General features: G+C 60.5%; 22 protein-coding genes and 1 riboswitch. Of the genes, 6 read left to right on the top strand and 16 right to left on the bottom strand.

Annotation, left to right across the window (positions count from 1 at the left end; all coding sequences use genetic code 11):
* Positions 1-11 precede the first annotated feature (11 nt).
* Positions 12-1,016: a low-specificity L-threonine aldolase gene (gene ltaE / locus LIX91_RS22560; protein ID WP_226489194.1), complete on the bottom strand. Its 1,005-nt coding sequence runs from the start codon at positions 1,014-1,016 to the stop codon at positions 12-14.
* 212 nt (positions 1,017-1,228) lie between these two features.
* A riboswitch (FMN riboswitch) is annotated at positions 1,229-1,394 on the top strand.
* Between the two features lie 126 nt (positions 1,395-1,520).
* On the opposite strand from ltaE, the gene LIX91_RS22555 reads away from it, so the two are divergent.
* The gene (locus LIX91_RS22555) at positions 1,521-2,033 is read left to right on the top strand and encodes a 6,7-dimethyl-8-ribityllumazine synthase (protein WP_003369893.1); all 513 of its coding nucleotides are present in this window, start codon (positions 1,521-1,523) and stop codon (positions 2,031-2,033) included.
* A gap of 78 nt (positions 2,034-2,111) precedes the next feature.
* On the opposite strand, the gene astE is transcribed toward LIX91_RS22555, so the two are convergent.
* The 14 genes from astE to acs all read right to left on the bottom strand — a co-directional run bounded on the left by astE (position 2,112) and on the right by acs (position 17,800).
* A complete protein-coding gene (gene astE / locus LIX91_RS22550) occupies positions 2,112-3,119 on the bottom strand; it encodes a succinylglutamate desuccinylase (RefSeq protein WP_096134264.1) in 1,008 nt (335 codons plus the stop codon).
* 11 nt (positions 3,120-3,130) lie between these two features.
* The gene (locus LIX91_RS22545) at positions 3,131-3,418 is read right to left on the bottom strand and encodes a hypothetical protein (protein ID WP_003314741.1); all 288 of its coding nucleotides are present in this window, start codon (positions 3,416-3,418) and stop codon (positions 3,131-3,133) included.
* Positions 3,419-3,479: 61 nt separating this feature from the next.
* Positions 3,480-4,826, bottom strand: a complete 1,347-nt coding sequence (gene astB / locus LIX91_RS22540) for an N-succinylarginine dihydrolase (RefSeq protein ID WP_003424827.1) — start codon at positions 4,824-4,826, stop codon at positions 3,480-3,482.
* A gap of 48 nt (positions 4,827-4,874) precedes the next feature.
* The gene (gene astD / locus LIX91_RS22535) at positions 4,875-6,344 is read right to left on the bottom strand and encodes a succinylglutamate-semialdehyde dehydrogenase (RefSeq protein ID WP_226489193.1); all 1,470 of its coding nucleotides are present in this window, start codon (positions 6,342-6,344) and stop codon (positions 4,875-4,877) included.
* Positions 6,341-7,366, bottom strand: coding sequence for an arginine N-succinyltransferase (astA, locus tag LIX91_RS22530; RefSeq protein WP_004404400.1), 1,026 nt, complete (start codon positions 7,364-7,366; stop codon positions 6,341-6,343). The genes astD and astA overlap by 4 nt, the downstream gene beginning before the upstream one ends.
* A 63-nt stretch (positions 7,367-7,429) precedes the next feature.
* The gene (aruF, locus tag LIX91_RS22525; RefSeq protein WP_003424821.1) at positions 7,430-8,461 is read right to left on the bottom strand and encodes an arginine/ornithine succinyltransferase subunit alpha; all 1,032 of its coding nucleotides are present in this window, start codon (positions 8,459-8,461) and stop codon (positions 7,430-7,432) included.
* Between the two features lie 133 nt (positions 8,462-8,594).
* The gene (locus LIX91_RS22520; protein WP_004411082.1) at positions 8,595-9,812 is read right to left on the bottom strand and encodes an aspartate aminotransferase family protein; all 1,218 of its coding nucleotides are present in this window, start codon (positions 9,810-9,812) and stop codon (positions 8,595-8,597) included.
* Between the two features lie 235 nt (positions 9,813-10,047).
* On the bottom strand, positions 10,048-11,040 hold the full coding sequence (gene argR / locus LIX91_RS22515; protein ID WP_032699250.1) for a transcriptional regulator ArgR: 993 nt from the start codon (positions 11,038-11,040) through the stop codon (positions 10,048-10,050).
* 135 nt (positions 11,041-11,175) lie between these two features.
* On the bottom strand, positions 11,176-11,940 hold the full coding sequence (locus LIX91_RS22510) for an ABC transporter ATP-binding protein (protein ID WP_004412815.1): 765 nt from the start codon (positions 11,938-11,940) through the stop codon (positions 11,176-11,178).
* 22 nt (positions 11,941-11,962) lie between these two features.
* On the bottom strand, positions 11,963-13,066 hold the full coding sequence (locus LIX91_RS22505) for a succinylglutamate desuccinylase/aspartoacylase family protein (RefSeq protein WP_226489192.1): 1,104 nt from the start codon (positions 13,064-13,066) through the stop codon (positions 11,963-11,965).
* A gap of 1 nt (position 13,067) precedes the next feature.
* On the bottom strand, positions 13,068-13,766 hold the full coding sequence (locus LIX91_RS22500) for an ABC transporter permease (RefSeq protein WP_004412819.1): 699 nt from the start codon (positions 13,764-13,766) through the stop codon (positions 13,068-13,070).
* Positions 13,763-14,452, bottom strand: a complete 690-nt coding sequence (locus LIX91_RS22495; RefSeq protein ID WP_003369874.1) for an ABC transporter permease — start codon at positions 14,450-14,452, stop codon at positions 13,763-13,765. Before LIX91_RS22495 ends, LIX91_RS22500 begins: the two co-directional genes overlap by 4 nt.
* An 84-nt stretch (positions 14,453-14,536) precedes the next feature.
* On the bottom strand, positions 14,537-15,313 hold the full coding sequence (locus LIX91_RS22490; protein ID WP_003424807.1) for an ABC transporter substrate-binding protein: 777 nt from the start codon (positions 15,311-15,313) through the stop codon (positions 14,537-14,539).
* Between the two features lie 531 nt (positions 15,314-15,844).
* Entirely contained in the window at positions 15,845-17,800 is a 1,956-nt protein-coding gene (gene acs, locus LIX91_RS22485; RefSeq protein ID WP_003342595.1) for an acetate--CoA ligase, read from the bottom strand.
* A 345-nt stretch (positions 17,801-18,145) separates the two neighbouring features.
* Here acs and LIX91_RS22480 point away from each other — a divergent pair, with 345 nt between their 5' ends.
* Positions 18,146-18,412 (top strand): DUF2790 domain-containing protein, encoded by a 267-nt coding sequence (locus tag LIX91_RS22480; RefSeq protein WP_226489191.1) that lies wholly within the window; start codon positions 18,146-18,148, stop codon positions 18,410-18,412.
* Between the two features lie 97 nt (positions 18,413-18,509).
* Here the strand turns inward: LIX91_RS22480 and LIX91_RS22475 are convergent, their stop codons facing one another.
* Positions 18,510-20,087, bottom strand: coding sequence for a sigma-54-dependent phenylalanine hydroxylase transcriptional regulator PhhR (locus tag LIX91_RS22475; protein WP_046237492.1), 1,578 nt, complete (start codon positions 20,085-20,087; stop codon positions 18,510-18,512).
* A 266-nt stretch (positions 20,088-20,353) separates the two neighbouring features.
* On the opposite strand from LIX91_RS22475, the gene phhA reads away from it, so the two are divergent.
* From phhA to LIX91_RS22455, 4 genes are all read left to right on the top strand, one after another.
* Complete coding sequence (gene phhA, locus LIX91_RS22470) at positions 20,354-21,151, top strand: phenylalanine 4-monooxygenase (RefSeq protein ID WP_103696995.1); 798 nt, start codon at positions 20,354-20,356, stop codon at positions 21,149-21,151.
* A 35-nt stretch (positions 21,152-21,186) separates the two neighbouring features.
* Entirely contained in the window at positions 21,187-21,543 is a 357-nt protein-coding gene (locus tag LIX91_RS22465; RefSeq protein WP_003342603.1) for a 4a-hydroxytetrahydrobiopterin dehydratase, read from the top strand.
* A gap of 454 nt (positions 21,544-21,997) precedes the next feature.
* Complete coding sequence (locus tag LIX91_RS22460; RefSeq protein ID WP_003314725.1) at positions 21,998-22,177, top strand: hypothetical protein; 180 nt, start codon at positions 21,998-22,000, stop codon at positions 22,175-22,177.
* A 140-nt stretch (positions 22,178-22,317) separates the two neighbouring features.
* Entirely contained in the window at positions 22,318-23,517 is a 1,200-nt protein-coding gene (locus LIX91_RS22455) for an MFS transporter (protein ID WP_004412826.1), read from the top strand.
* Positions 23,518-23,634: the final 117 nt, after the last annotated feature.

Raw genomic sequence — 23,634 nt, 5'->3', positions numbered from 1 at the left:
TTATCGGCATGTCATGGGTGTTCAAAGGCTGCGAATGCGGCGATGACCTGTTCGATCTGAGCGCGCGACACGTTCAGGTGGGTCACCATGCGCAGCCGCGACGCGGCCGTGAGTACGATGCCACGCTCGGCGCAGAACGCTTTGAGCGATGCCGCGCGCTCGCCGATCTGCACATAGACCATATTGGTCTGCACCGGCTCGACAGCGTAGCCGAGCCCGCTCAGGCCTTCAGCCAGAAACGCCGCGTTGGCATGGTCGTCCGCCAACCGCTCGACCTGATGATCCAGCGCGTAGAGCCCTGCCGCCGCCAGCCCTCCAGCCTGACGCATGCCACCGCCGAGCATCTTGCGCAAGCGGCGGGCCTTGGCGATCAACGGCTGCGAACCGCACAGCACCGAGCCGATCGGCGCGCCCAGCCCCTTGGAAAGGCAGACCGAAACCGAATCGAAGTGCCGGGTGATCTCATGGACATCGACACCCAGCCTGACCGCGGCGTTGTACAGTCGTGCGCCGTCCAGATGGAGGGCGAGCCCCTTTTCCAGAGTGAGGGTACGCGCGGCAGCCAGGTAGTCCAGGGGCAGCACTTTGCCCTGCATGGTGTTTTCCAGGGCCAGCAGGCGCGTGCGGGCAAAGTGAAAATCATCGGGCTTGATGGCGTCGAGCACCTGCTGCAGGTCCAGAGAACCGTCGGCCTGTACCTCCAGCGGCTGTGGCTGAATGGAGCCCAGCACTGCCGCACCGCCACCTTCGTATTTATAGGTGTGGGCCTGCTGACCGACGATGTACTCGTCGCCGCGTTCACAGTGCGCCATCAGCGCCAGCAGATTGCTCATGGTGCCCGACGGCACGAACAGCGCGGCATCAAACCCGAGGCGTCCGGCAAGCGTTGCTTCGAGCAGGTTGACGGTAGGGTCCTCGCCGTAGACGTCATCGCCAACGGGCGCACGTGCCATGGCATCAAGCATGCCGGCCGTGGGCAGAGTCACTGTGTCGCTGCGCAGATCGATGACAGTCACGAAAAAGCTCCCTGAAGTTGAAGATCGATAATGCATGCAACCTTTGGCTTGCAACAAGGCATTACTGACGACGCGGTACATGATAATCAAGCGCCGCCGCTCTCGATACTCCGACCCCTTATAAGAAAAAGGCAGGTATACCGTACGAAAGTGTCCATGCATGATCCAGCGAACTATGATAAAAATCTCGCGCCGGCCACGTAAAGTGACGGCAACGTTCTCAGGGCGGGGTGTAATTCCCCACCGGCGGTAATGACGCGCAATGCGTCTAGCCCGCGAGCGCTTGGGGGTCGTGGCGTTGGCCGCGATCTGTAAGGTCAGCAGACCCGGTGTGATTCCGGGGCCGACGGTCATAGTCCGGATGAAGAGAGAGCGGGATTGGCGTCAACAAGAACGTCTGTAAAACCTATCCATGAACGACATCGTTCAGGAGGCTTTCCTACGCAGCTTGAATCCCTTTCGATCCAAACGCCCTGTTTTTTCCATAAACAGGAGTCAGAACACGTGCAACCAACTGCAATCGACAGCAAAAGCAAAAGCCACGCAAACGAGCGTGTCGCGTTCATCCAGGCCTGCTGGCACAAGGATATCGTCGACCAGAGCCGTAAAGGTTTTATCGCCGAGATGGCCAATCAGGGCTACGCCGAAAGCGATATCGACATCTTTGAAGTGGGCGGCGCCTTTGAAATCCCGCTGCATGCAAAACTGCTGGCCAATACCGGCCGCTACGCCGGCATCGTCGGCGCCGCACTGGTAGTGGACGGCGGCATCTATCGTCACGAATTCGTCGCGCAGTCAGTGGTCAGCGCGCTGATGCAGGTCCAGCTGGAAACCGAAGTACCGGTGTTCTCCGTGGTCCTGACACCGCATCACTTCCATGCCGGCGAAGAGCATCAGAAGTTCTTCTTCGATCACTTCGTGCACAAGGGCGAAGAAGCAGCCAAGACCTGCGCTGACACCCTGAACAAGGTACGCAGCCTGCGCCGTCTGGATGCACAGCAGAAAGCGGCCTGCTGAGACGCAGCATCGGTAGGTGTTCTCCCGGACACCTATCGTTCTGGACGCTCTGCGTCAGGTCCTGAGGGTGCCGAGCGATCAGCCGAGGCTGTCCGCATCAGTGGGTACGATCAGAATCCCCGCCCGCAGGCCGTTTTTGACCCTGGGGTTGGGGAAGATGATTCTCGCGCCCTCTTCTTCCACTACCCAGCGTGAACCACCCGCGTCTTCGGCCAGCACGTAGCCCTTTTCCAGCGGGGAGAAGTTCTCGACGTCATCGGCCAGGTTGAAGGTGAACGCATCGGTGCGCTTGATCACTTCCCGCGCCACGCTGAACAGTTGCAACCCTTCAAGATCGTCATCCAGCTCAGGTTCAGTGCCCTCGATGAGCTGCTCGAGACACACGCGCAGTGGCCCAAGATTGACCTGCTGGTTCTGCCCGAACGGCCGCGCCTTGCCCAGTTCCAGAGTGAAAGCCTCGGCCCCCAATTGATCGTAGGTGTAGGCGCTGAACACAATGGACGGCTTGTTTTGCAGCAGCACCGCACTCATGCCCGCCGCTCGTAGCCTGGCCAGCTCAAGCCGGGAATGCTGACGTCCTTCCTTCCACGGGTACAGCGCGAACTGTTCGATCGTCGAGCCGCGAATGGCGGTGTGCAGATCGTAATGCAGCCGATAACGCTCCGGCAGACTGAAAAAGCTGGCGGCCAGTCGTTCCAGCTCGCAGGCCCGCAAGGCCTCGGCGCCACCGCTTTGCAGATGACGGCCGTTGAACAGCCGATTGACGTCCTGCTCGACAAAACGCGCCCCGCGTCGCATGGCGTCGGGATTGCCGAACAGGAACAGAATTCGTGCGCGCGGTTTCAGGTCGCCGCGCGCAATGCTGCGGATCAATTCATCCAGCAGCTCGATGGGCGCAGTCTCGTTGCCATGGATACCGGCAGACAGCAGCAGGTCAGTGCCATTGTCACGAGCCTGTGGCGGGCGGACTTCCAGTGCGCCCTCGCCCATCCAGCGCATGCGCACGCCTTCGACGGTCAGTTGAGTCTTTTCCGCCGGCTCACGTCCAGCCAGGGTCAGTTCAAGCAGTTTGCCGAGGGCGAGCATGGCGCGCTTCCTTAGTGGTTGCAGTCAGGGCCGTGAACGTGACCGTCTTCCTCGACGCCCATGTCGGCCGGTTCCATTTCCAGTTGCAGGCTGACCAGGTTGGTCGCCAGCGGACGCAGCAGCAAGTTGGCGTATTCGGCATCGTCCTCTTCGACGTCAACGCCGATCAGCAACTGGCCACGGCCATCCTGCTGAATCCACAGTTCCTTGCCCTGCCAGATGACGGCAACGCGGGTGCAGGACGTTTCCAGCTGGGTGCCATCAGTGTCTTCAAGGATCAGTTGCAGGGCGTCGCTCATATAAAAATGCTCTCTATAAAGGAAATAGTGCGCCGGACAGTGGCCCGGCGCGCAGGATGCTTCAATTCAGTTGAAACGGATAAACCGCGCCCAGTTTAAGGATTTGCGTCAGTTCATCCAATGCCGCGCGGCATTCGTCGAGCAATCGAGGGTCGGCCAGATCGCTTTCACTCATGCGATCCCGGTAGTGCCTGTCGACCCACTGCGTCAACGTTTCGTACAACGGCGCAGTCATGATCACCCCCGGATTCACCGCCGCCAGCTCGGTGTCGTTGAGCGCCACCCGCAAGCGCAGGCAGGCTGGACCACCACCGTTCTGCATGCTTTGTTTGAGGTCGAACACCTTGACCTCGGCAACCGGGCTGTCATCGGCGATCAATCGTTGCAGGTAAGCCCAGACACTCGCGTTCGCCTGGCATTCCTGCGGCACTATCAGCAGCATCGAGCCATCGGACCGCGACAACAGCTGGCTATTGAACAGGTAGGAGCGCACGGCATCCTGAACCGAGACCTCGGCACGCGGTACGCAAATCGCCCGCAACTTACCGCCGACAAGACTGAGCTTGTCGCGCAGCTCATCGAGCATCGGCTCGGTATTGAGGAATGCGTCCTGGTGATAGAACAAGACCTCACCGTTGCCGACCGCAATCACATCGTTGTGGAACACCCCCTGATCAATGACCGCCGGGTTCTGCTGACTATAGACCACGCCGGCTTCGCTCAGACCGTGCAGCCGCGCAACGGCGCGTGACGCCTCCAGGGTCTGACGCGCCGGATACTTCTGCGGCGCCGGGTAGCGCGTGTCGAAGGCACTGCGGCCAAACACGAAGAACTCGACACCGGCCTCGCCGTAATCACGACAGAAACGGGTGTGGTTGGCAGCGCCTTCATCGCCAAACTGCGCGACAGGCGGTAGCGCAGGGTGATGAGCGAAATGCTTTGCATCCGCGAACATCGCGCCGAGCACGCGAGTGGTGGTCGGATGCTCGATGCTGCGGTGGTATTTGCAGTTGAGGTTGGCCGCCGTGAAATGCACGCGCCCATCGGCAGTGTCGGCACTGGGGCTGACCGTGGCCGCGTTGGCCACCCACATGCTGGATGCCGAGCAACTGGCGACCAGCAACGGCATGTCCTGACGGGCCGCTTTTTCAATCACCTGCTCATCGCTGCCGGTGAAGCCCAGACGGCGCAGGCCGGACACATCAGGACGTTCCTGCGGTGCCAGCACGCCTTGGGTAAAACCCAGGTCCATCAGCGCTTTCATTTTCGCCAGGCCTTGCAGCGCCGCCTCACGCGGGTTAGCACTTTGCTGGCTGTTACTCTGGGAGGCAACGTTACCGTAGGACAACCCGCCGTAGTTGTGGGTTGGCCCGACCAGACCGTCAAAATTCACTTCACAGGACTTCATCGGCAAGGCTCCGTGGATCTATTCTTATAAGCAATCGTGCGCACACTGTCAGCTCAGCCTGATGCCGGGGGTCAGTGTCGCAGGCAGCGTCAGGCTGCCGGCCTCCAGCGAAGCCACCGGATAGGCGCAGTAATCGGCCGCGTAATAGGCGCTGGCGCGATGGTTGCCCGAGGCGCCTACCCCGCCGAACGGCGCGCTGCTGGCGGCTCCGGTCAACGGCTTGTTCCAGTTGACGATCCCGGCACGGCTGTGCAGCCAGAACTGCTGATAACGCGCTTCGGAGTCAGAGAGCAGGCCTGCCGCCAGGCCATAACGGGTGGCGTTGGCTTCGGCGATGGCGGCGTCAAACCCGGCGTAGCGGATGACCTGCAGCAGCGGGCCGAACAGCTCTTCGTCGGGTCGATCGGGCACCGCGCTGACATCGATAATGCCAGGCGTCAGCAGCGCCGAGCCGGGCTGCGGCTGGCGCATTTCCAGCAGGGTCAGTGCGCCGTTGGCGAGCAGATTGCGCTGCGCGTCGAGCAAGGCGCGTGCAGCCTCCAGCGAAATCACCGAACCCATGAACGGCGCAGGCTGTTGATCGAACGCACCGGCTTCGATAGTAGCGCTGACGCCCACCAGTCGTGCCAGCAAGGCATCACCCCAGTCGCCTTCGGGCACCAGCAGACGACGCGCACAGGTGCAGCGCTGGCCCGCGGAAATGAAGGCTGACTGAATGATGGTGTACACCGCTGCATCGATGTCCTGAACCTGATCGACGATCAACGGGTTGTTACCGCCCATTTCCAGGGCAAGGATCTTGTCCGGCCGACCGGCGAACTGCTGATGCAGCGCATTGCCGATCCGGCTCGACCCGGTGAAGAACAGGCCGTCGATACCCGGATTGGCCGCCAGCGCGATTCCGGTTTCGCGACCGCCCTGCAGCAGGTTCAGGACCCCGGCAGGCAGCCCGGCTTCGATCCAGCACTTGACGGTCAGCTCAGCGACTTTCGGTGTCAGTTCGCTGGGTTTGAACAGCACCACGTTGCCCGCCAGCAAGGCCGGGACGATATGGCCGTTGGGCAGATGCCCGGGAAAGTTGTACGGGCCGAACACGGCGACCACGCCGTGCGGCTTGTGGCGCAGTACCGCAGTGGCGTCGCCCAGTGGCCCGCTCTTTTCGCCGGTTCGTTCGCGATAGCTCTGCACCGAGATGGCAATCTTGTTGACCATGCTGGTCACTTCGGTCGCCGACTCCCACAAGGGTTTGCCGGTTTCTTCACCAATGCACTGCGCCAGCGCGTCGGCGTGATGTTTGAGCCGTGCAGCGAAGGCCTCCAGTATCGTGATGCGCTGATCCAGAGACAGCAGTGCCCAGGCGGGAAATGCCTGACGCGCCGCCTGCACCGCCTTCTCGACCTGCGCGGCGCTCGCCCCACGCCCGGACCACAGCACTTGCTGGGTCACCGGGTTCAGCGAATTGACTACCTCACCCTGCCCGTCCTGCCACGCGCCTGCGATGTAAAGGGTATTCATCAAACGCCCTCCCGCGCCGCAGACAAGGGCACCGCGCGCACATTGTCGCCCGCACTCATGCGCAGGCGCTTGGCGGTTTGCGGAGCGACGACCAGCGTACCGGCGGCAAAACGCGCAGCGCCTACCGTGACGCGGCAGTCTTCACGCTTGCGGTTGTAGATGAGGAACTGTGGAGCGTCGTCACCTGGCGTGCCGATGGCCAGCACCAGCGCCTGGCTGTCCTTGATTGCGCGAATCTTGCCGGTCTCGCACTCGATAGCCGGGCCGGCATCGAAGATGTCGACATAACCCTGATACGAAAAGCCTTCGCTCTTGAGCATGGTCAGCGCAGGCTCGGTGTCGGCATGCACCCGACCGATCACGTTGCGTGCGTCTTCGGAAAGAAAGCAGCTGTACAACGGAAACTTGGGCATCAGTTCGGCGATGAATGCCTTGTTGCCCACGCCGGTCAGGTAATCGGCCTGACTGAATTCCATCTTGAAGAAGTGCCGCCCCAGACTTTCCCAGAACGGCGAACGGCCCTGCTCATCGGACATGCCGCGCATTTCAGCAATGATCTTGTTGCCGAACAGCCTGGGGAATTCGGCGATGAACAGCATGCGCGCCTTGGACAGCAGGCGACCGTTGAGGCCGTTACGCGAATCACTGTGCAGGAACAGCGAGCACAGCTCGGAATTACCGGTCAGATCGTTGGCCAGGAACAGGGTCGGAATTTCCCGGTAGATGTTCAGCTCCTGTGAAGCGCTGACGGTCAGACCGACCCGGTAGTTGTACCAAGGCTCGCGCAGACCGACCGCTCCGGCAATGGCGGAAATACCCACCACCCGGCCGTCGTCGTCTTCCAGCACGAACAGGTAATCGGCATCGCCGCGCTCGGCTTCTCCGCGAAAGGTCTTTTCGGCCCAGCCTACCCGGTGCGCCAGACGCTGCTCATTGGCGGGCAGAGTCGTCAGACCGGCGCCGGTGCTACGCGCCAGCTCGATCAACGCGGGCAGGTCGCTGCTGCGTACAGGACGAACGATCATGTTATCTCCTCAGCGGCTCATCAAGAGCCTTGAAACTCGCTAATCAGCTATCGAACGTCCGGTTCAGACCGCGACAATCCGCACACTGGCACCTTCACCAACACCCAGGGCATCGGCAGCCTGGAGACTCAGCACCACCGGCCTGCCGGGCGCCCAGTCCAGTTCCAGCAGCACCGCGCGGTAGTCCTGCAACAGGCCATTGGCGATCAGATACAGACGCCCACCCTTGCCGACATCGCTGCCTTGCCCGGGCTCGACCTTGACCGGAACCAGACGGCTCTGGGCAATCGAACGAATCCCGGACACCCGAGCGTGCAGCGTCGGTCCACCGTCGAAAATGTCGATGTAGTGATCGGTTTCAAAGCCCTCGCGCATCAGGATGTCGAAGGTGATCTGCGCGCGCGGATGCACCTGTCCCATGGCTTCCTGCGCTGCGTCGGGCAGCAGTGGCACGTAGATCGGGTAATGCGGCATCAGCTCGGCGAGGAAGGTCCGGCTTTTCAGCCCGCACAGGCGTTCGGCAGCGGCGTAATTGATATCGAAGAAGTTGCGCCCGATGGCATCCCAGAACGGTGAGTCGCCCTGCTCATCGCTGTAACCGACGATCTCGGTCACCACCGAATCGGCAAAGCGCTCGGGGTGACTGGCGACAAACAGCAGCCGGCCGCGCGAATTGAGCTCCGACCATGCCGTGCCGACCAGCTCCGGGACCACGTAAAAACTGGTCAGCAGACTGTTGCCGGTCAGGTCATGACACTGCGACAGCACGTGAATCTTGTTATGGATCTTCAGTTCGCGGGAAGCATGCACGAAGGTTTCGTTGCGAAAACTGTAGAACGGCTCGGAGTAGCCCGCCGAGGCCACGATGCCCGAGCAGCCTACCAGCTTGCCGCTTTCGCTGTCTTCGAGCACGAAGAAGTAGGTTTCTTCGCCGTTGAAGCTGACCTCGGCGGCAAACGACGCCTCCGACGAGCCGATCTTGTCGGTCAGGCGGCCAGCATCGTCGGGCAAGGACGTGACACCGATAGGGCTGTCGGCAGCGAGGCGTTGAACCTCGGCCAGGTCAGCCATTTGCGCAGGGCGCATTACCAGCATGGTGCCACTCCTTGTAGATCGACCAGCCTTTACGACCGGCGCTAGTAGAAGCACCACATGGCGTCAGGCCGCATGGCGCAGGAAACAGGTGCGGCGTCTGCCATCAAGCGGACACCGCAAGGCTGCCATCGAATCAGGATGTCAGTTTGGCGATGGCGCGTTCGAAGCGGTTCAGGCCCTCTTCGATGTCTGCGTCTTCAATCACCAGGCTCGGCGCGAAACGAATCACGTCAGGGCCGGCCTGCAGGATCATCAGGTCCTGGGCCTCGGCCGCATTGAAGATGTCCTTGGCCTTGCCTTTCCAGGCATCGGACAACACGCAACCGATCAACAGGCCCAGACCGCGCACTTCGCTGAACACGCCGTATTGCTGGCCGATACTTTCCAGACGGGTCTTGAATTGCTGATGCTTGCGCTGCACGCCCGCAAGCACTTCAGGCGTATTGACGACATCGATGACCGCCTCACCGACCGCGCAGGCCAGCGGGTTGCCGCCATAGGTGGTGCCGTGCACGCCGACCGCGAAGTGCCTGGCGAGCTTTTCAGTGGTGAGCATGGCCGCCAGCGGGAAACCGCCGCCGATGCTCTTGGCGCTGGAAAGGATGTCCGGGGTCACGCCGTAATGCATGTAGGCGAACAGATGACCGCTGCGGCCCATGCCGCTCTGCACTTCATCGAACACCAGCAGGGCGTTGTGCTCGTCACACAGCTTGCGCGCACCTTGCAGGTATTCCAGCTGACCCGGCAGAACACCACCCTCGCCCTGAATCGGCTCCAGCACCACGGCACAGGTCTTGTCGGTAACAGCAGCCTTCAGTGCGTCGAGGTCGTTGTACGGCACATGGCTGATGCCGGTGATCTTCGGCCCGAAACCATCGGAGTACTTCGGCTGCCCACCCACGCTGACGGTGAACAGGGTGCGGCCATGAAAGCTGTTCAGCGCCGCGATGATTTCGTACTTCTCCGGGCCGTACTGGTCATGCGCTACACGGCGTGCCAGCTTGAAGGCGGCTTCGTTGGCTTCAGCACCGGAGTTACAGAAGAACACGCGCTCGGCGAACGTCGCATCCACCAGCTTTTTCGCCAGACGCAGGGTCGGCTCGTTGGTGAAGACGTTGGACACATGCCAGAGGTTATTGGCCTGCTCGGTCAAGGCACCGACCAGCGCCGGGTGGCAGTGGCCCAATACGTTGACGGCGATACCGCCCGAGAAATCCACCAGTTCGCGCCCCGCCTGATCCCAGACCCGGGAGCCCGCACCGCGCACAGGGATGAACCCGGCCGGGGCGTAATTGGGGACCATTACCTGGTCGAAATCGGCGCGTTGCACCGCAGCATGCTCAACGGACATCGGAGTCTCCTGATGAGGAACGCCTGCCTGAAACTGGCGAGCGATGGAAAGATTGTAAGGACTGATTTGTGTTCGGCCTTGCCGCCAGGCGACAACTTGTTACAGCGCAAAACCGGGTTTTTTCAAGGTTTTCGGCAATGCGACAATTTGCGTAACAAAGGCGCAGTTTAAACGGATTGAAGCCGGCCTGTCTGGACCTGAGCTATCGCGGCAGCACTTTATCGCGACAAGACAATCAACCGCGTTCGGCAGGCACAGGGGAAAGTTCGAACGGGCTGCTGCTGCGTCGCTGATTGCGGTCTTCGCGCGGCGTGGCACCGAAGAAATTGCGGTAGGCGCTGGAGAAGTGCGGCCCCGAGGAAAAACCGCACGAAAGGCCGATCTGAATGATTGACTTGCTGGTCTGCATCAGCATCTGGCGCGCCTTGTTCAGGCGCAGTTCCAGGTAATACTGGCTGGGCACACGGTTGAGGTACTGCTTGAAGATCCGTTCCAGCTGACGACGAGACACGCACACGTGCTGGGCGATTTCGTCGGTGGTCAATGGCTCTTCGATGTTGGCTTCCATCAGCAGCACCGCCTGAGTCAGCTTGGGATGGCTGGAGCCCAGACGGTTCTGCAGCGGAATGCGCTGACGCTCGCCGCCTTCGCGAATGCGCTCGACCACCAGCTCTTCGGACACCGCCCCGGCCAGTTCAGCGCCATGATCACGGGACAGCACCGCCAGCAGCAGGTCGAGCACCGACATGCCACCACAGGCGGTCAGGCGATCCCGGTCCCAATCGAACAAATGGCTGGTGGCAATGACCTTGGGGAAACGCTCGGCGAAGTCGTCCTGCCAGCGCCAGTGCACGGCGGCCCGGTAGCCATCCAGCAGGCCCAGTTGCGCAAGCGGATAGACGCCCGCTGACAGCCCGCCAATCGAACAGCCGGCACGCACCAGTTGCTTGAGCGCACTGCCCAGCGCCGGGGCCACACCTGCAGGAGGCTCGTCAGCCAGCAAAAACAGCTTCTGAAAGCCTTCCAGCCGCCCGGCCCAGGGCTCGCCCGGCAATTGCCACGCGCCGGCAAGCGCCGAAGGCTCCGCAGCCTCGGCCTGCAGGAACGACAGCTCATAGACCACTTCAGGATGAACGCGCTGCGCAACGCGCAAGGCTTCCTCGGCCAGTGCCAGGGTCAGGGCTTTGGTGCCAGGCCAGACGAGGAAACCTATTCGATGGGCAGTCATTGGGACATCCGATACGTATTGCCGCAAAAGCCGAGCCTTGGAAGACAGCTCGATCTGGAACATCCAGGTCGTGTCGCGCGTCGCGCAGCATGCCCTGTTCTGCCATAAAAAGGCATCGTCATGCGCTGCCGATCGTCACTTCAGGCTGCCGGACAGGAACTGCTGCAAACGCTCGGTCTGCGGATTGGCCAGCACTTCGCGCGGATCGCCACGCTCCAGAACGACGCCCTGATGCAGGAAAACCAGCTGATTGGAGACCTCACGGGCAAAACCCATTTCGTGAGTCACCACCACCATGGTGCGGCCTTCCTGAGCCAGCCCTTGCATGACCTTGAGCACATCACCGACCAGCTCCGGGTCCAGCGCCGAGGTCGGCTCATCGAACAGCATCACCTCGGGCTCCATCGCCAGTGCGCGGGCAATCGCCACACGCTGCTGCTCACCGCCGGACATGTGCCCAGGGTAAGCGTCCTTGCGATGGGACACGCCGACTTTGGCCAGATAGTGTTCGGCCTTTTCCAGCGCTTCCTTTTTCGACACACCCAGCACATGGACCGGCGCTTCGATGATGTTCTGCAGTGCCGTCATGTGCGACCACAGGTTGAAGTGCTGGAACACCATCGACAGGCGTGAACGCATACGCTGCAACTGCTTGGCATCGGCAGCTTTCAGGCCGCCTTCCTTGTTCGGCACCAGCTTCAACTCTTCGTTGTTGAGCAGGATCTTGCCGGCATGGGGCTGTTCGAGCAGGTTGATGCAGCGCAGAAAGGTGCTTTTGCCCGAGCCGCTGGAGCCGATGATGCTGATGACATCGCCAGCCTTGGCGGTCAGGGACACGCCCTTGATCACTTCGTGACTGCCATAGCGCTTGTGCAGATCCTGCACTTCCAGTTTGTTCATGCTTTGGGTTTCCACAGAACGGTCAATCACTGAGCAGACGTCCGTGACGCAGCGCCGTGCGCCCCGCCACCTTGGCCAGCCAGAAACCGGGTTGAGCGTAACGAAGCCGCTCGATGGCGAACAACACCCCGGCAGTATTCGCGCAAATGGTACTGACCTGATCGGACAGCGGGTCGATCACTTCGAACAGCGGATCGCCCACCTCGACCCTGTCGCCTGCCGCGCGCAGGAACGTCACCACGCCGGGGTGCGGTGCATAGAGCAATTCGGTGCCTTCGAACGGCAAGGCTTCGTGCGCCGGCTGCGGCCAGTCGCCGCTGATGAAGCCCTGTTCGGCGAGGAACGCCAGAATGCCCTCGGCGTGCGCGATTGCCTGCGGCTTGCCGGTATCGGCCTGACCGCCCAGTTCAAGAGTGGTCGCGAGGCAGGCCAGCGGGATCTGCGCCTGCGGGAAAATCCGCGAAAGGCGCAACCAAGGCAGCGAGCAGGCTTCATCGAAGGAGCTGCCACCGGAATCCTCGGCGAGCAGCGCCACCTGGATATTCAGATGCGCCGACAGCGAACGCCATTGTGGCCAGTGCTGCGGCAAGGCGTACATGTGCAGCGCGGCATCGGCATCACAATGCAGATCGAGCACCACATCAGCGACGCAGGCATGACTGAGCAGGATGCGTTGCATGCCTTGCAATTCGCTCTGCGGTGCGGGCAGACCTTCGAGCGCAGCGCTCATTGCCTGGCGAATCAGCCGGGTATTGGCGCGCGGGTCATCGCCCAGCTGACCTTCCAGCAACTCGGCGACCGGCTCGCTCAGCTCGGTGAAGTCACGGTTGAAATTCTTGCCACTGCCGAACTCGAAACGGCCTTGATGCGCGCCTTGCAGCAACTGCCCCAGGCCCAGCGGATTGGCCACCGGCACCAGTTCGACGACACCTTTGAGGAGGCCTTGCTGCTCCAGCTCGGTCAGGCGTTTTTTCAGCTCCCAGGCCGTGCGCATGCCGGGCAGTTCGTCGGCATGCAGGCTGGCCTGGATGTAGGCCTTGCGCTCGCCGGTGCCGAAGCGAAAGACGCTCAGCGTGCGTTCGGTGCCGAGGGTGCTCCACGGCAATACATGATCGGTTCTTTGCATTTCAGACCTTCCGTGGGGCGAGGTAGCCCAGCCAGCGACGTTCGGCGATCTTGAACAGCCGCACCAGAATGAATGTCAGGCCCAGATAGAAAACGCCTGCGGTGATGTAAGCCTCGAAAGGCAGGTAGAACTGCGCGTTGACCGTACGGGCCGCGCCGGTGATGTCGATCAGGGTCACGATGGACGCCAGACTGGTGGTCTGCAGCATCATGATGACCTCGTTGCTGTACTGCGGCAGCGCCCGGCGCAAGGCCGACGGCAGCAGAATGCGCCGGTACATCTTGGCTTTCGACATGCCCATGGCCCGCGCGGCCTCGATTTCACCGGCCGGTGTGGCCTTGAGGCTGCCGGCGATGATCTCCGCCGTGTAGGCGCTGGTGTTGATGGTGAACGCCAGGCAGGCGCAGAAGGTGGCGCTGGACAGCCAGGGCCACAAAAAGCTTTCGCGCACCGCTTCGAACTGGGCCAGCCCGTAATAGATCAGGAACAGCTGCACCAGCATCGGCGTGCCGCGAATCACGTAGGTGTACAGCCAGGCAGGCATGTTCACCCAAGGGTTTTTCGAGACCCGCATCAGGCCCAGCGGCAATGCCGCCAGCAGCCCGAACGCGAGCGAAATCGCCAACAGCTTCAGGGTGGTCAGCAGGCCGCCGAAGTACAGCGGCAGGCTGTCCCAGATCACGTTGTAGTCAAAGATCATAGGTCAGCCGCCCTCACGCCTACCGAGTAGCGTTTTTCGAGGTAACGCAAGGCGAGCAGCGACACGCTGGTGATCACCAGATACATCGCCGCAACCGCCAGAAAGAAGGTGAAAGGCTCGCGGGTGGCATCGGCCGCCTGCTTGGCCTTGAACATCATGTCCTGCAGACCGACCACGGAAATCAGCGCGGTGGCCTTGGTCAGCACCAGCCAGTTGTTGGTGAAACCGGGAATCGCCAGACGAATCATCTGCGGCACCAGAATGCGGAAGAACACCTTGCCGCTGCTCAGGCCATACGCCATGCCCGCCTCGGCCTGCCCCTTGGGGATGGCCATGAACGCGCCGCGAAAGGTTTCCGAGAGATACGCGCCGAAGATGAAGCCCAGCGTGCAGATGCCGGCCATCAACGGATCAAGGTCGATGTAGTCGTCAAACCCCAGCAACGGGGCGACGCGGTTGAGCAGGTCCTGGCCGCCGTAGAAGATCAGCAGAATCAGGACCAGATCGGGAATACCACGAATCACCGTGCTGTACAGATCGCCCAGCCAGGCGATCCAGCGTACCGGAGACAGCCTCAGCGCCACGCCGATCAGACCGAGAACGATCGCCAGAGCCATCGACGACAGGGCCAGCTGCAACGTCAGCCAGGCACCTTCGAGGATGACAGCTCCGTAACCTTTCAACATGATGTGCGGTCCTCAAGCGTGGAATAAAAATGGCGCAATCCAGGCAATTCTGTTTGCGCCATTGGTCAGGGTAAGGACGACGACTTATTTGCCGTAGATATCGAAATCGAAATACTTGTCCTGGATAGCCTTGTACTTGCCGTTGGCACGGATCGCGGCGATGGCGGCGTTGAGACGGTCAAGGTCGGCCTTGTCGCCCTTGCGCACGGCAATGCCGATGCCGTCACCGAAGTATTTCGGATCGACGAACGACGGACCTACGAACGCATAGCCTTTGCCTGCGTCGGTTTTCAGGAAGCCGTCCTGCAACAGCGTGGCGTCGGCGACAGTACCGTCCAGGCGACCTGCACCGATGTCCAGGTAGATTTCGTTCTGCGAACCGTACGGCGTCACTTCGACACCTTTGGGAGCGAGGACTTCACGGGCGAAACGCTCGTGGATCGAGCCACGCTGCACGCCGATCTTCTTGCCCTTGAGTTCAGCCAGGCTGTCGCTGACCGTAGTGCCGTCCTTCATGACCAGACGCGCCGGGGAATTGTAATACTTGCCGGTGAAATCCACGGACTTCTTGCGGTCGTCAGTGATGGACATCGACGACAGGATCGCGTCGATCTTACGCACTTTCAGCGCCGGGATAAGGCCGTCGAATTCCTGCTCGACCCAGGTGCACTTGACCTTCATTTCTTCACACAGCGCATTGCCGATGTCGTAGTCAAAGCCGACGATGCTGCCATCCGGGGCCTTGGACGCGAACGGAGGGTAAGCCGCTTCGATACCGATTTTCAGTGGTTTTTCATCAGCAAAGATCGGCTGGGCGAGCACGGACAACGCCATCGCGCCAATAAGCATGAGCTTTTTCATTTCCAGGGACTCCATCGGTAAAGCACGACAAGTGGCAAAGTGAGCAAGCGCCCAATGTGCGAAAGGACAATCTCGGGGAAAAGCGACGCCGGATACGTGACACCGCGCTGGCGGCTCACAGCCCTTCGGCGAATGAAGGGCATTTTAACGACAGGCTCGAAGTCGATATTTCTTCAATGCGACAACTAGTTACAGAAGCGCTTGAAAACCCATTACACGGTATTGACGGGGCCTGTTTCTGCTGATCCAGCAGTGGAGGCTTAACCCGTCATAACAGCAAAAAGCGCGCCCATTATTGGCAAACCCTTTTAATCCGGCAAGCCCAGCGTGCCACATGGCGATTTAAAAGCCTTGCTGCGTCGTACTTTCCTACACAGAAACCCCAGACATATCCCACAACGAAGCACTGGGCGACAACGCCGTATAAACCGGTAACAACCCGATATATATCCCTTTTCCCGTACCAGACGCCGAAAACGAAGGCGCCCCGTTCGGCTCTCACCGAACGGGGCGCTTCAGTCACAGGATCGCTCAGGCAGCGTTCATGGCCTTGTGCGTGTCGATCAGATGCTGCACCACGCCCGGGTCGGCCAGGGTGGAGATATCACCCAGCGCATCGTACTCGGCAGTCGCAATCTTGCGCAGGATACGGCGCATGATCTTGCCCGAACGGGTCTTCGGCAGACCGGGCGCCCACTGAATGAAGTCAGGCGAGGCAATCGGACCGATCTCCTTGCGCACCCAGTTGCGCAATTCGGTGCGCAGCGCATCGCTCGGTTCTTCACCGCCATTGAGGGTCACATAAACGTAGATGCCCTGCCCTTTCAGGTCATGCGGCACACCGACCACAGCAGCCTCGGCGACTTTCGGGTGCGCAACCATCGCGCTTTCGATTTCAGCCGTGCCCATGCGGTGGCCGGAAACGTTGAGCACGTCATCCACACGCCCGGTGATCCAGAAATAACCGTCCTCGTCACGACGGGCACCGTCACCGGTGAAGTACATGCCGCGGAACGTCTTGAAGTAGGTGTCGACGAAACGGTCGTGATCGCCGTACAGCGAGCGCGACTGACCCGGCCACGAATCGAGGATCACCAGATTGCCCTCGGCAGCGCCCTCGATGAGATTGCCCAGGTTGTCCACCAGCGCCGGGATCACGCCGAAGAAAGGACGTGTCGCCGAGCCCGGCTTCAGGGCGGTCGCGCCCGGCAACGGGCTGATCAGGATGCCGCCGGTTTCGGTCTGCCACCAGGTATCGACAATCGGGCAGTTCTGCTTGCCGACCGTGTTGTAGTACCAGGCCCAGGCTTCCGGGTTGATCGGCTCGCCCACCGAACCCAGCAGGCGCAGACTGGAACCGTCGGCACCTTCAACGGACTTGGTGCCTTCAGCCATCATGGCGCGAATCGCGGTCGGCGCGGTGTAGAGGATATTGACCTTGTGCTTGTCGATGATTTTCGACACGCGGGTGATGTCCGGATAGTTCGGCACGCCTTCGAACAGCAGCGTAGTCGCACCATTGGCCAGAGGGCCGTAGACGATATAACTGTGCCCGGTGACCCAGCCGACGTCGGCGGTGCACCAGTAGACTTCACCTGGTTTGTAGTCGAACACGCGTTCGTGAGTCAGCGCGGCATACAGCAGGTAACCTGCGGTGGTGTGCAACACGCCCTTGGGTTTGCCGGTCGAGCCCGAGGTGTAGAGAATGAACAGCGACTCTTCGGCACCCATCTCTTTCGGCGCGCAGGTGCTGGACGCCACTTCCAGAAGCGAGTGGTACCAGATGTCACGGTGACGGTTCCATTCGATCTCGCCCCCGGTGCGCTTGCAGACGATGACCTTCTGCACGCTGCTGGTTTCCGGGTTGGTCAGGGCGCGGTCGACGTTGGCCTTGAGCGCCGTCTTCTTGCCGCCACGCAGACCTTCGTCAGCGGTGATGACCACTTTGGAACTGCAATCGATGATCCGGCCGGCCAGCGCTTCGGGCGAAAAGCCGCCGAACACCACCGAGTGAATCGCACCGATCCGCGCGCACGCCAGCATGGCGACCACAGCCTCGGGGATCATCGGCATGTAGATGGTCACGACGTCACCACGGTGCACGTCCTGGCCACGCAGCGCGTTGGCGAACTTGCACACTTCGGCGTGCAGTTCGCGGTAGGTGATTTCCCGGTGCTCGGAAGGGTCATCGCCCTCCCAGATGATGGCGATGCTGTCGCCGCGTTCTTCCAGATGGCGATCCAGGCAGTTGTAGGCAACGTTCAGCGTGCCGTCGGCGAACCATTTGATATCGACACGGTGATCATCGAACGAGGTCTGTTTGACCACGGTGAAAGGTTTGATCCAGTCGAGGCGCTGAGCCTGTTCACGCCAGAAACCATCAGGGTTGACCACCGACTGCTGGTACATGGCCTTGTAGGTCGCTTCATCCGTCAGCGTAGTCGCTGCGACTTCTGGGCGGACGGGGTACAGGGAAGCTGCACTCATCTTGGTTACCTCGGTGGATAGTTGTTGTTTTATGCCCCTGTTGTATCCCGCCCCACCCGCAGGGGCCATTCGACGTTGGTCTTACCGGGCGGGGCCGGAGCTGCAAGCCATAAGCTGCAAGCTGCAAGCTGCCCTCAAGATTATTACCATTTTGATAAAAGCGCTTATCCAAAGTCTTTATATATGCGCTGTCGCAACAGGCATAGAATTCGATCCGCCAACAAGGCAGACATCAACTGCCCCCCACGCAGTGTTGTTCCAACTCGAAAAACGTATCAGACCGCCCTAGCCCATGACGTCAAAAACGTGATGCGACGGCGCTCACTTTGAAAAAGGTAAACGACAATGAAAGCTTTATTAGTGGCCTTAGCCCTGTGCGGTATCAGCAGTTTCGCCATGGCCGAAGAATCGCAGACCAAAGTGGCTGCGCAACAGGCGCGTGTCGAGCAATATACCTACGGCACTCATCTGGATATCGCCCGGGTTATTTCCATCAGCCAGATCCCTAACGTCTGCGCAGTGGTCCCGGCGCGCATGGTGTATGAAGATTCGCAAGGCGCGCGCCACATCATGGGCTATCAGGTGATGGGCAACGGCTGCAGCAACGGTTGAGGCTTCTTGCCGTTGCAACCTGTGCACGACGCCTCGCCGCTATATTAGGGTGCGAGGCGCATGCACGAAGTGGCTGACAGGACTATCAATGAGCGAGTTATTTATCGAATGAATGCGGATCTGATTCGCGCCCCAATTCATAGTCGCGCAACTTGTTGGCAATCGTTGTATGAGACACCCCCAAGCGTTTACCTAATTGGCGACTGCTGGGGTATTGCGCATACAGTTGTTCCAGCACCGACTTTTCAAAGCGCCCGATAATAGCGCCCAGCCCGCCCTCCAGCGACACCTCACTCAATCCCTGGCGCACGCCGTAGTCCGGCAAACGAATGTGCTCGGCCTGCACCTTGCCGCCGTCACACAGCGATACAGCCTGAAACAATACGTTTTCCAGTTGCCGCACATTGCCGGGCCAGTGGTACTGACTCAGACGCTTGATGGCCGCAGGCGATATGCCGGGCAGCGGACAGCCGATCTGCCGGCTGGCCTGATCGAGAAAATGCTCCACCAGAGGCTCAAGACCGTCCAGACAGTCGCGCAGTGGCGGTATATGCAGCGACAGCACGTTAAGGCGATGATAAAGGTCCTGCCTGAACAGGCCCTTGGCGCACAGCTCCGAGAGATCGACCTGAGTCGAACACATCACCCGCACATCGAGAAACATGTCCTCGTCGCTGCCGACCCGGCGAAAGCTGCCGTCCTGAATGAAACGCAGCAGCTTGGCCTGCATGCGCGCGCTCAGCTCACCTACACCATCGAGAAACAGCGTGCCGCCCGCGGTCAGTTCCAACAGCCCCAGCCGCCCTTCCGCGCGCGCGCCTTCGAACGCACCGGGGTCATAACCGAACAGCTCGATCTCGGCCATGGACTCCGACAACCCGGCACAGTTGAGCGCCATCAGCGGTGACTGGCCGCGCGGACTGGCCAGGTGACAGGCGCGGGCCAGCAATTCCTTGCCGGTGCCGGTTTCCCCCTCGATCAGCAGCGGCGCATCAAGGGGCGCCATGCGCCGCGCCTCGCGAACCACAGCAGCCATGACCTTCGAGCTTTGAAAAATGCTGTCGAAGCCACGCAACTCCTGTTTGCGCACATGGTAGATGCGCTCGCCGACCCGATCAGCGCGGTGTAGCGTCAACACGGCCCCGGCCATGGCCTCGCTGTCGTCATGTTCCGATTGCAGGGGCGCGATGTCGGCAAGAAACACATCGCCGCACACCTTGACCCGCAGGCCATTGATCCGCGACTGGCTGGCGCGCACCAGCTCAGGCAGGTCGAAATCTTCGGCGTAACGCGACAAGGGCATGCCCGGCACTTCATCGACCCGCACACCCAGCAATTGCGCAGCGGCACGATTGGCCGCAACGATCGCCCCACCCATGTCGATGGACAACACCGGGAACTCCAGCGCGCCGAGCAAGGCATTGAGCTCCATGTGCCGGCGCTCGCTGGGCATCAGCCCGACGCGCTTGACGCCGAACACCCCGGTGATCGCCTCGAACTTCGGGCGCAGGGCCTGGAACTGCAGGTTGATCAGGTTCGGGCAATGCAGATAGATCGCATCACCGTGCTCGCCCCCCACTTCACCGCGCGCCACGTTGACGCCGTAAGCCACCAGCAGGTCGAGAATGTCGCGAAGAATGCCGATGCGGTTCTGGCAGTGCACCTTGATGCGCATGAGTCATCGTCCCTGTAGGGGTATGTTTTTTATGAAGCGGGAAAATTAATGTCAACAATACGTTACGCATGCGCGCTTCGCGAGCGGCAGGATGCTTGATTTCAGGCTTCATCCATTGAATGCGTAAACTTTTCGTTACGAACCAGCGATCAAACCCTCGCGCAGCCCTGCTCACACCCGCTGACGCGCCCTCGAAACCGGGTTATTCCTGAACCCAGGCTTTTACAAGAACACTCTAAAAACAGCAGCCTTTCGAGGACATCAGCATGGCCCAGACGCTTTATGTGGCACGCGAGCCGGACGCTTCGGGTTTCATCGATTACACGGCGGACGAACATGCGGTATGGAACACCCTGATTACCCGGCAGATGGAGATCGTCGAAGGACGTGCCTGTCAGGATTATCTGGACGGCATCGAGCAACTGGGCCTGCCACTCGATCGCATTCCTCAGCTAGGCGAAATCAACAAGGTTCTGGGCGCGACCACGGGCTGGCAGGTCGAGAGAGTGCCCGCGCTGATCCCCTTCCAGACATTTTTTGAACTGCTGGCCAGCAAGCGTTTTCCGGTGGCGACGTTCATTCGTAGCGCAGAAGAACTGGACTACCTGCAGGAACCGGACATCTTTCATGAAATATTTGGCCACTGCCCGCTGCTGACCAATCCGTGGTTTGCCGAATTTACCCACACCTACGGCAAACTCGGCCTGAGCGCGAGCAAGGAACAACGCGTGTACCTGGCCCGACTGTACTGGATGACCATCGAGTTTGGTCTGGTCGATACCCCGCAAGGACGGAAAATCTACGGCGGCGGCATCCTTTCTTCACCGAAGGAAGCGTTGTACAGCTTGTCGTCAGCCCCGGAACACCAGCCTTTCGATCCGCTTGAGGCGATGCGCACACCTTATCGCATCGACATTCTGCAACCGCTGTACTTTGTCCTGCCGGATCTGAAGCATCTGTTCGACCTGGCGCAGCAAGACATCATGGCGCTGGTCGGGCAAGGCATGCAGTTGGGCTTGCACGCTCCCAGGTTTCCACCTAAAACCAAAAGCCACGCCGCCTGACACTCGGCCCGCTCTTCGAAAAGGACACTCTGCTTATGACCACCTTGAATCAAGCCCACTGTGAAGCCTGCCGTGCCGATGCGCCGCAGGTCAGCGAAGCCGAATTGCCGGAACTGCTCAAGCAGATCCCGGACTGGAACATCGAGGTCCGCGACGCGGTGATGCAGCTGGAAAAAGTGTTTCTGTTCAAGAATTTCAAATGGGCGCTGGCGTTCACCAATGCCGTGGGCGAAATTGCCGAAGCGGAAGGCCATCACCCGGGCCTGTTGACCGAGTGGGGCAAGGTGACCGTGACCTGGTGGAGCCACTCGATCAAGGGCCTGCATCGCAACGACTTCATCATGGCCGCGCGCACGGATGAAGTGGCCAAGGGTGCAGAAGGCCGAAAATAAAATGTTCAATGGGCCGCGGACCCTGCTCACGCGGTCCGGCCCAATGAAATCAAGCTGCTCAGCGCCTCGCGAGGCGAAAAGCCGGACAGTGAAAAAGCCATTTTGTTTCACGATCAGGGCAATCGGGGTAAAAAAATATCCTGATTGTCATTTTCAGTGGGTTATCCTGCGCAGGCTTTTTTAAAGCACGGTTCTATCTGCAACCCCTTGCGAGGAGCGACGACGATGCATGAAATCCCTAACTTCCCACCAGGCCAACAGGAACCACAACAGTCGACTCTGGCTCAGCAAGAGCTTGGTCAACTTGTAGCAATGAAAGCAGCACCCTCGGCTCAAGACAGCCAGAAAGCCGGACGCAAAGACTGAAGGCGATTGTTTTCAGGCGTATCGAAAAACGGTTTTGCCGGTTTTCAATACGCCTGGAAAACCAGCAACAGGCAAACAGCAGATTTTTATGAGCGACTTCACTGAAACCCAAGCCAGCGCCCTGATTGGCACCGCCGAGAAAATGATCGAGATCTGGTCACGCCTCAGCCCGGAAAAACAGAGCGCCCTGCTCGCCCGTTTCGGTACTCAGGAAAACGCCTTGGCCGCTCTCGTGACCACACACCTTGTGGCACCCAGAGACAAATAGCCCCCTCCATTCAGGTTTATTTCAATCTGTTACACCTGCATCGCCCGATGCATCGGTATGATAAGCACTTCGAGAGCTTGCTAAGGGTTTTTCCCCGCCCGCTCGAACGCCATGCCCGCAAAAGAACGAAAGCCCGCCCCATGTCCGAGACACAGCAAAACACACCACAAACCCCGATGGCCGTTACCCTGACCGTCGTGTCCATCGTGATGTTCACCTTTATCGGCTACCTGAACATCGGCATTCCCCTCGCCGTTCTGCCCGGCTACGTCCACAGTGATCTGGGCTTCGGTGCAGTCATCGCCGGGCTGGTCATCAGCGTGCAATACCTGGCCACGCTGATCAGTCGGCCCTGGTCGAGTCGTATCATCGACAATCTGGGCAGCAAGAAAGCTGTGCAGATCGGGCTGACCGGTTGCGGGCTGAGCGGTGTGTTCATGCTGGTGCCGGTGTGGCTGGACAGCTGGCCGATGGCGAGCCTGGTGATCCTGCTGATTGGCCGAGTGATCCTCGGTGCCGCGGAAAGCCTGGTCGGTTCTGGCTCGATTGGCTGGGGCATCGGCCGGGTCGGCGCGCAGAACACCGCCAAGGTCATTTCCTGGAATGGCATCGCCAGCTACGGCGCGCTGGCCATCGGTGCGCCACTGGGTGTGTGGATGGTCGACGAACTCGGCCTGTGGACAGTGGGTGTGAGCATCATGCTGCTGTGCGCGCTGGGGCTCTACCTGACGTGGCACAAAGAGCCCGCGCCGATCGTGCAGGGTGAGCGACTGCCATTCATGCATGTACTGGGACGAGTGTTTCCGCATGGCATGGGCCTGGCATTGGGCGGTATCGGCTTCGGGACTATCGCGACGTTCATCACCCTGTATTACGCCAGCAACCACTGGCCGAACGCTGCACTGTGCCTGACAGTGTTTGGCGGCAGTTTCATCGCCGCGCGCCTGCTGTTCGGCAGTCTGATCAATCGCCTGGGCGGCTTTCGAGTAGCGATTGTCTGTATGTCCGTGGAAAGCCTGGGGCTGTTGCTGCTATGGCTGGCGCCCACTCCGGACCTGGCACTGGCTGGCGCGGCGCTGACCGGTTTCGGATTTTCGCTGGTGTTCCCGGCGCTGGGCGTGGAAGCGGTCAACCTGGTCCCGGCGTCAAGCCGAGGTGCGGCAGTGGGCGCTTACTCGCTGTTCATCGACCTGTCACTGGGCATCACCGGCCCACTGGCAGGCGCCATTGCCGCCGGTTTCGGCTTCGTCTCGATCTTCCTGTTCGCGGCACTTGCGTCACTCACCGGGCTGGCGTTGAGCGTTTATCTGTACAAGCAGGCGCAGGTACTACGCCAGTAATGATCGGTGCTCATAGTCACACAGGTCCTGAAGAGCCCGGAAAGCGGAGTTTTCAGGCTGCTGCCCGCAGGGCGTAGGGGCGAACTTGTTCGCGAAGGCATTGTTTTGAACGCTAAG

Origin of the sequence: Pseudomonas sp. B20 (assembly GCF_020515755.1) — a bacterium.
GTDB lineage: Bacteria > Pseudomonadota > Gammaproteobacteria > Pseudomonadales > Pseudomonadaceae > Aquipseudomonas > Aquipseudomonas syringae.
This window is presented reverse-complemented; position numbering and strand designations above follow the sequence as displayed.

Bases quoted from the DNA above. Each gene is read 5' to 3' on its own strand.
- astE (WP_096134264.1), bottom strand. From the start codon at position 3,119: ATGCTCGCCCTCGGCAAACTGCTTGAACTGACCCTGGCTGGACGTGAG.
- LIX91_RS22545 (WP_003314741.1), bottom strand. From the start codon at position 3,418: ATGAGCGACGCCCTGCAACTGATCCTTGAAGACACTGATGGCACCCAG.
- astB (WP_003424827.1), bottom strand. From the start codon at position 4,826: ATGAAGTCCTGTGAAGTGAATTTTGACGGTCTGGTCGGGCCAACCCAC.
- astA (WP_004404400.1), bottom strand. From the start codon at position 7,366: ATGATCGTTCGTCCTGTACGCAGCAGCGACCTGCCCGCGTTGATCGAG.
- aruF (WP_003424821.1), bottom strand. From the start codon at position 8,461: ATGCTGGTAATGCGCCCTGCGCAAATGGCTGACCTGGCCGAGGTTCAA.
- LIX91_RS22520 (WP_004411082.1), bottom strand. From the start codon at position 9,812: ATGTCCGTTGAGCATGCTGCGGTGCAACGCGCCGATTTCGACCAGGTA.
- argR (WP_032699250.1), bottom strand. From the start codon at position 11,040: ATGACTGCCCATCGAATAGGTTTCCTCGTCTGGCCTGGCACCAAAGCC.
- LIX91_RS22510 (WP_004412815.1), bottom strand. From the start codon at position 11,940: ATGAACAAACTGGAAGTGCAGGATCTGCACAAGCGCTATGGCAGTCAC.
- LIX91_RS22505 (WP_226489192.1), bottom strand. From the start codon at position 13,066: ATGCAAAGAACCGATCATGTATTGCCGTGGAGCACCCTCGGCACCGAA.
- LIX91_RS22500 (WP_004412819.1), bottom strand. From the start codon at position 13,766: ATGATCTTTGACTACAACGTGATCTGGGACAGCCTGCCGCTGTACTTC.
- LIX91_RS22495 (WP_003369874.1), bottom strand. From the start codon at position 14,452: ATGTTGAAAGGTTACGGAGCTGTCATCCTCGAAGGTGCCTGGCTGACG.
- LIX91_RS22490 (WP_003424807.1), bottom strand. From the start codon at position 15,313: ATGAAAAAGCTCATGCTTATTGGCGCGATGGCGTTGTCCGTGCTCGCC.
- acs (WP_003342595.1), bottom strand. From the start codon at position 17,800: ATGAGTGCAGCTTCCCTGTACCCCGTCCGCCCAGAAGTCGCAGCGACT.
- LIX91_RS22480 (WP_226489191.1), top strand. From the start codon at position 18,146: ATGAAAGCTTTATTAGTGGCCTTAGCCCTGTGCGGTATCAGCAGTTTC.
- LIX91_RS22475 (WP_046237492.1), bottom strand. From the start codon at position 20,087: ATGCGCATCAAGGTGCACTGCCAGAACCGCATCGGCATTCTTCGCGAC.
- phhA (WP_103696995.1), top strand. From the start codon at position 20,354: ATGGCCCAGACGCTTTATGTGGCACGCGAGCCGGACGCTTCGGGTTTC.
- LIX91_RS22465 (WP_003342603.1), top strand. From the start codon at position 21,187: ATGACCACCTTGAATCAAGCCCACTGTGAAGCCTGCCGTGCCGATGCG.
- LIX91_RS22460 (WP_003314725.1), top strand. From the start codon at position 21,998: ATGAGCGACTTCACTGAAACCCAAGCCAGCGCCCTGATTGGCACCGCC.
- LIX91_RS22455 (WP_004412826.1), top strand. From the start codon at position 22,318: ATGTCCGAGACACAGCAAAACACACCACAAACCCCGATGGCCGTTACC.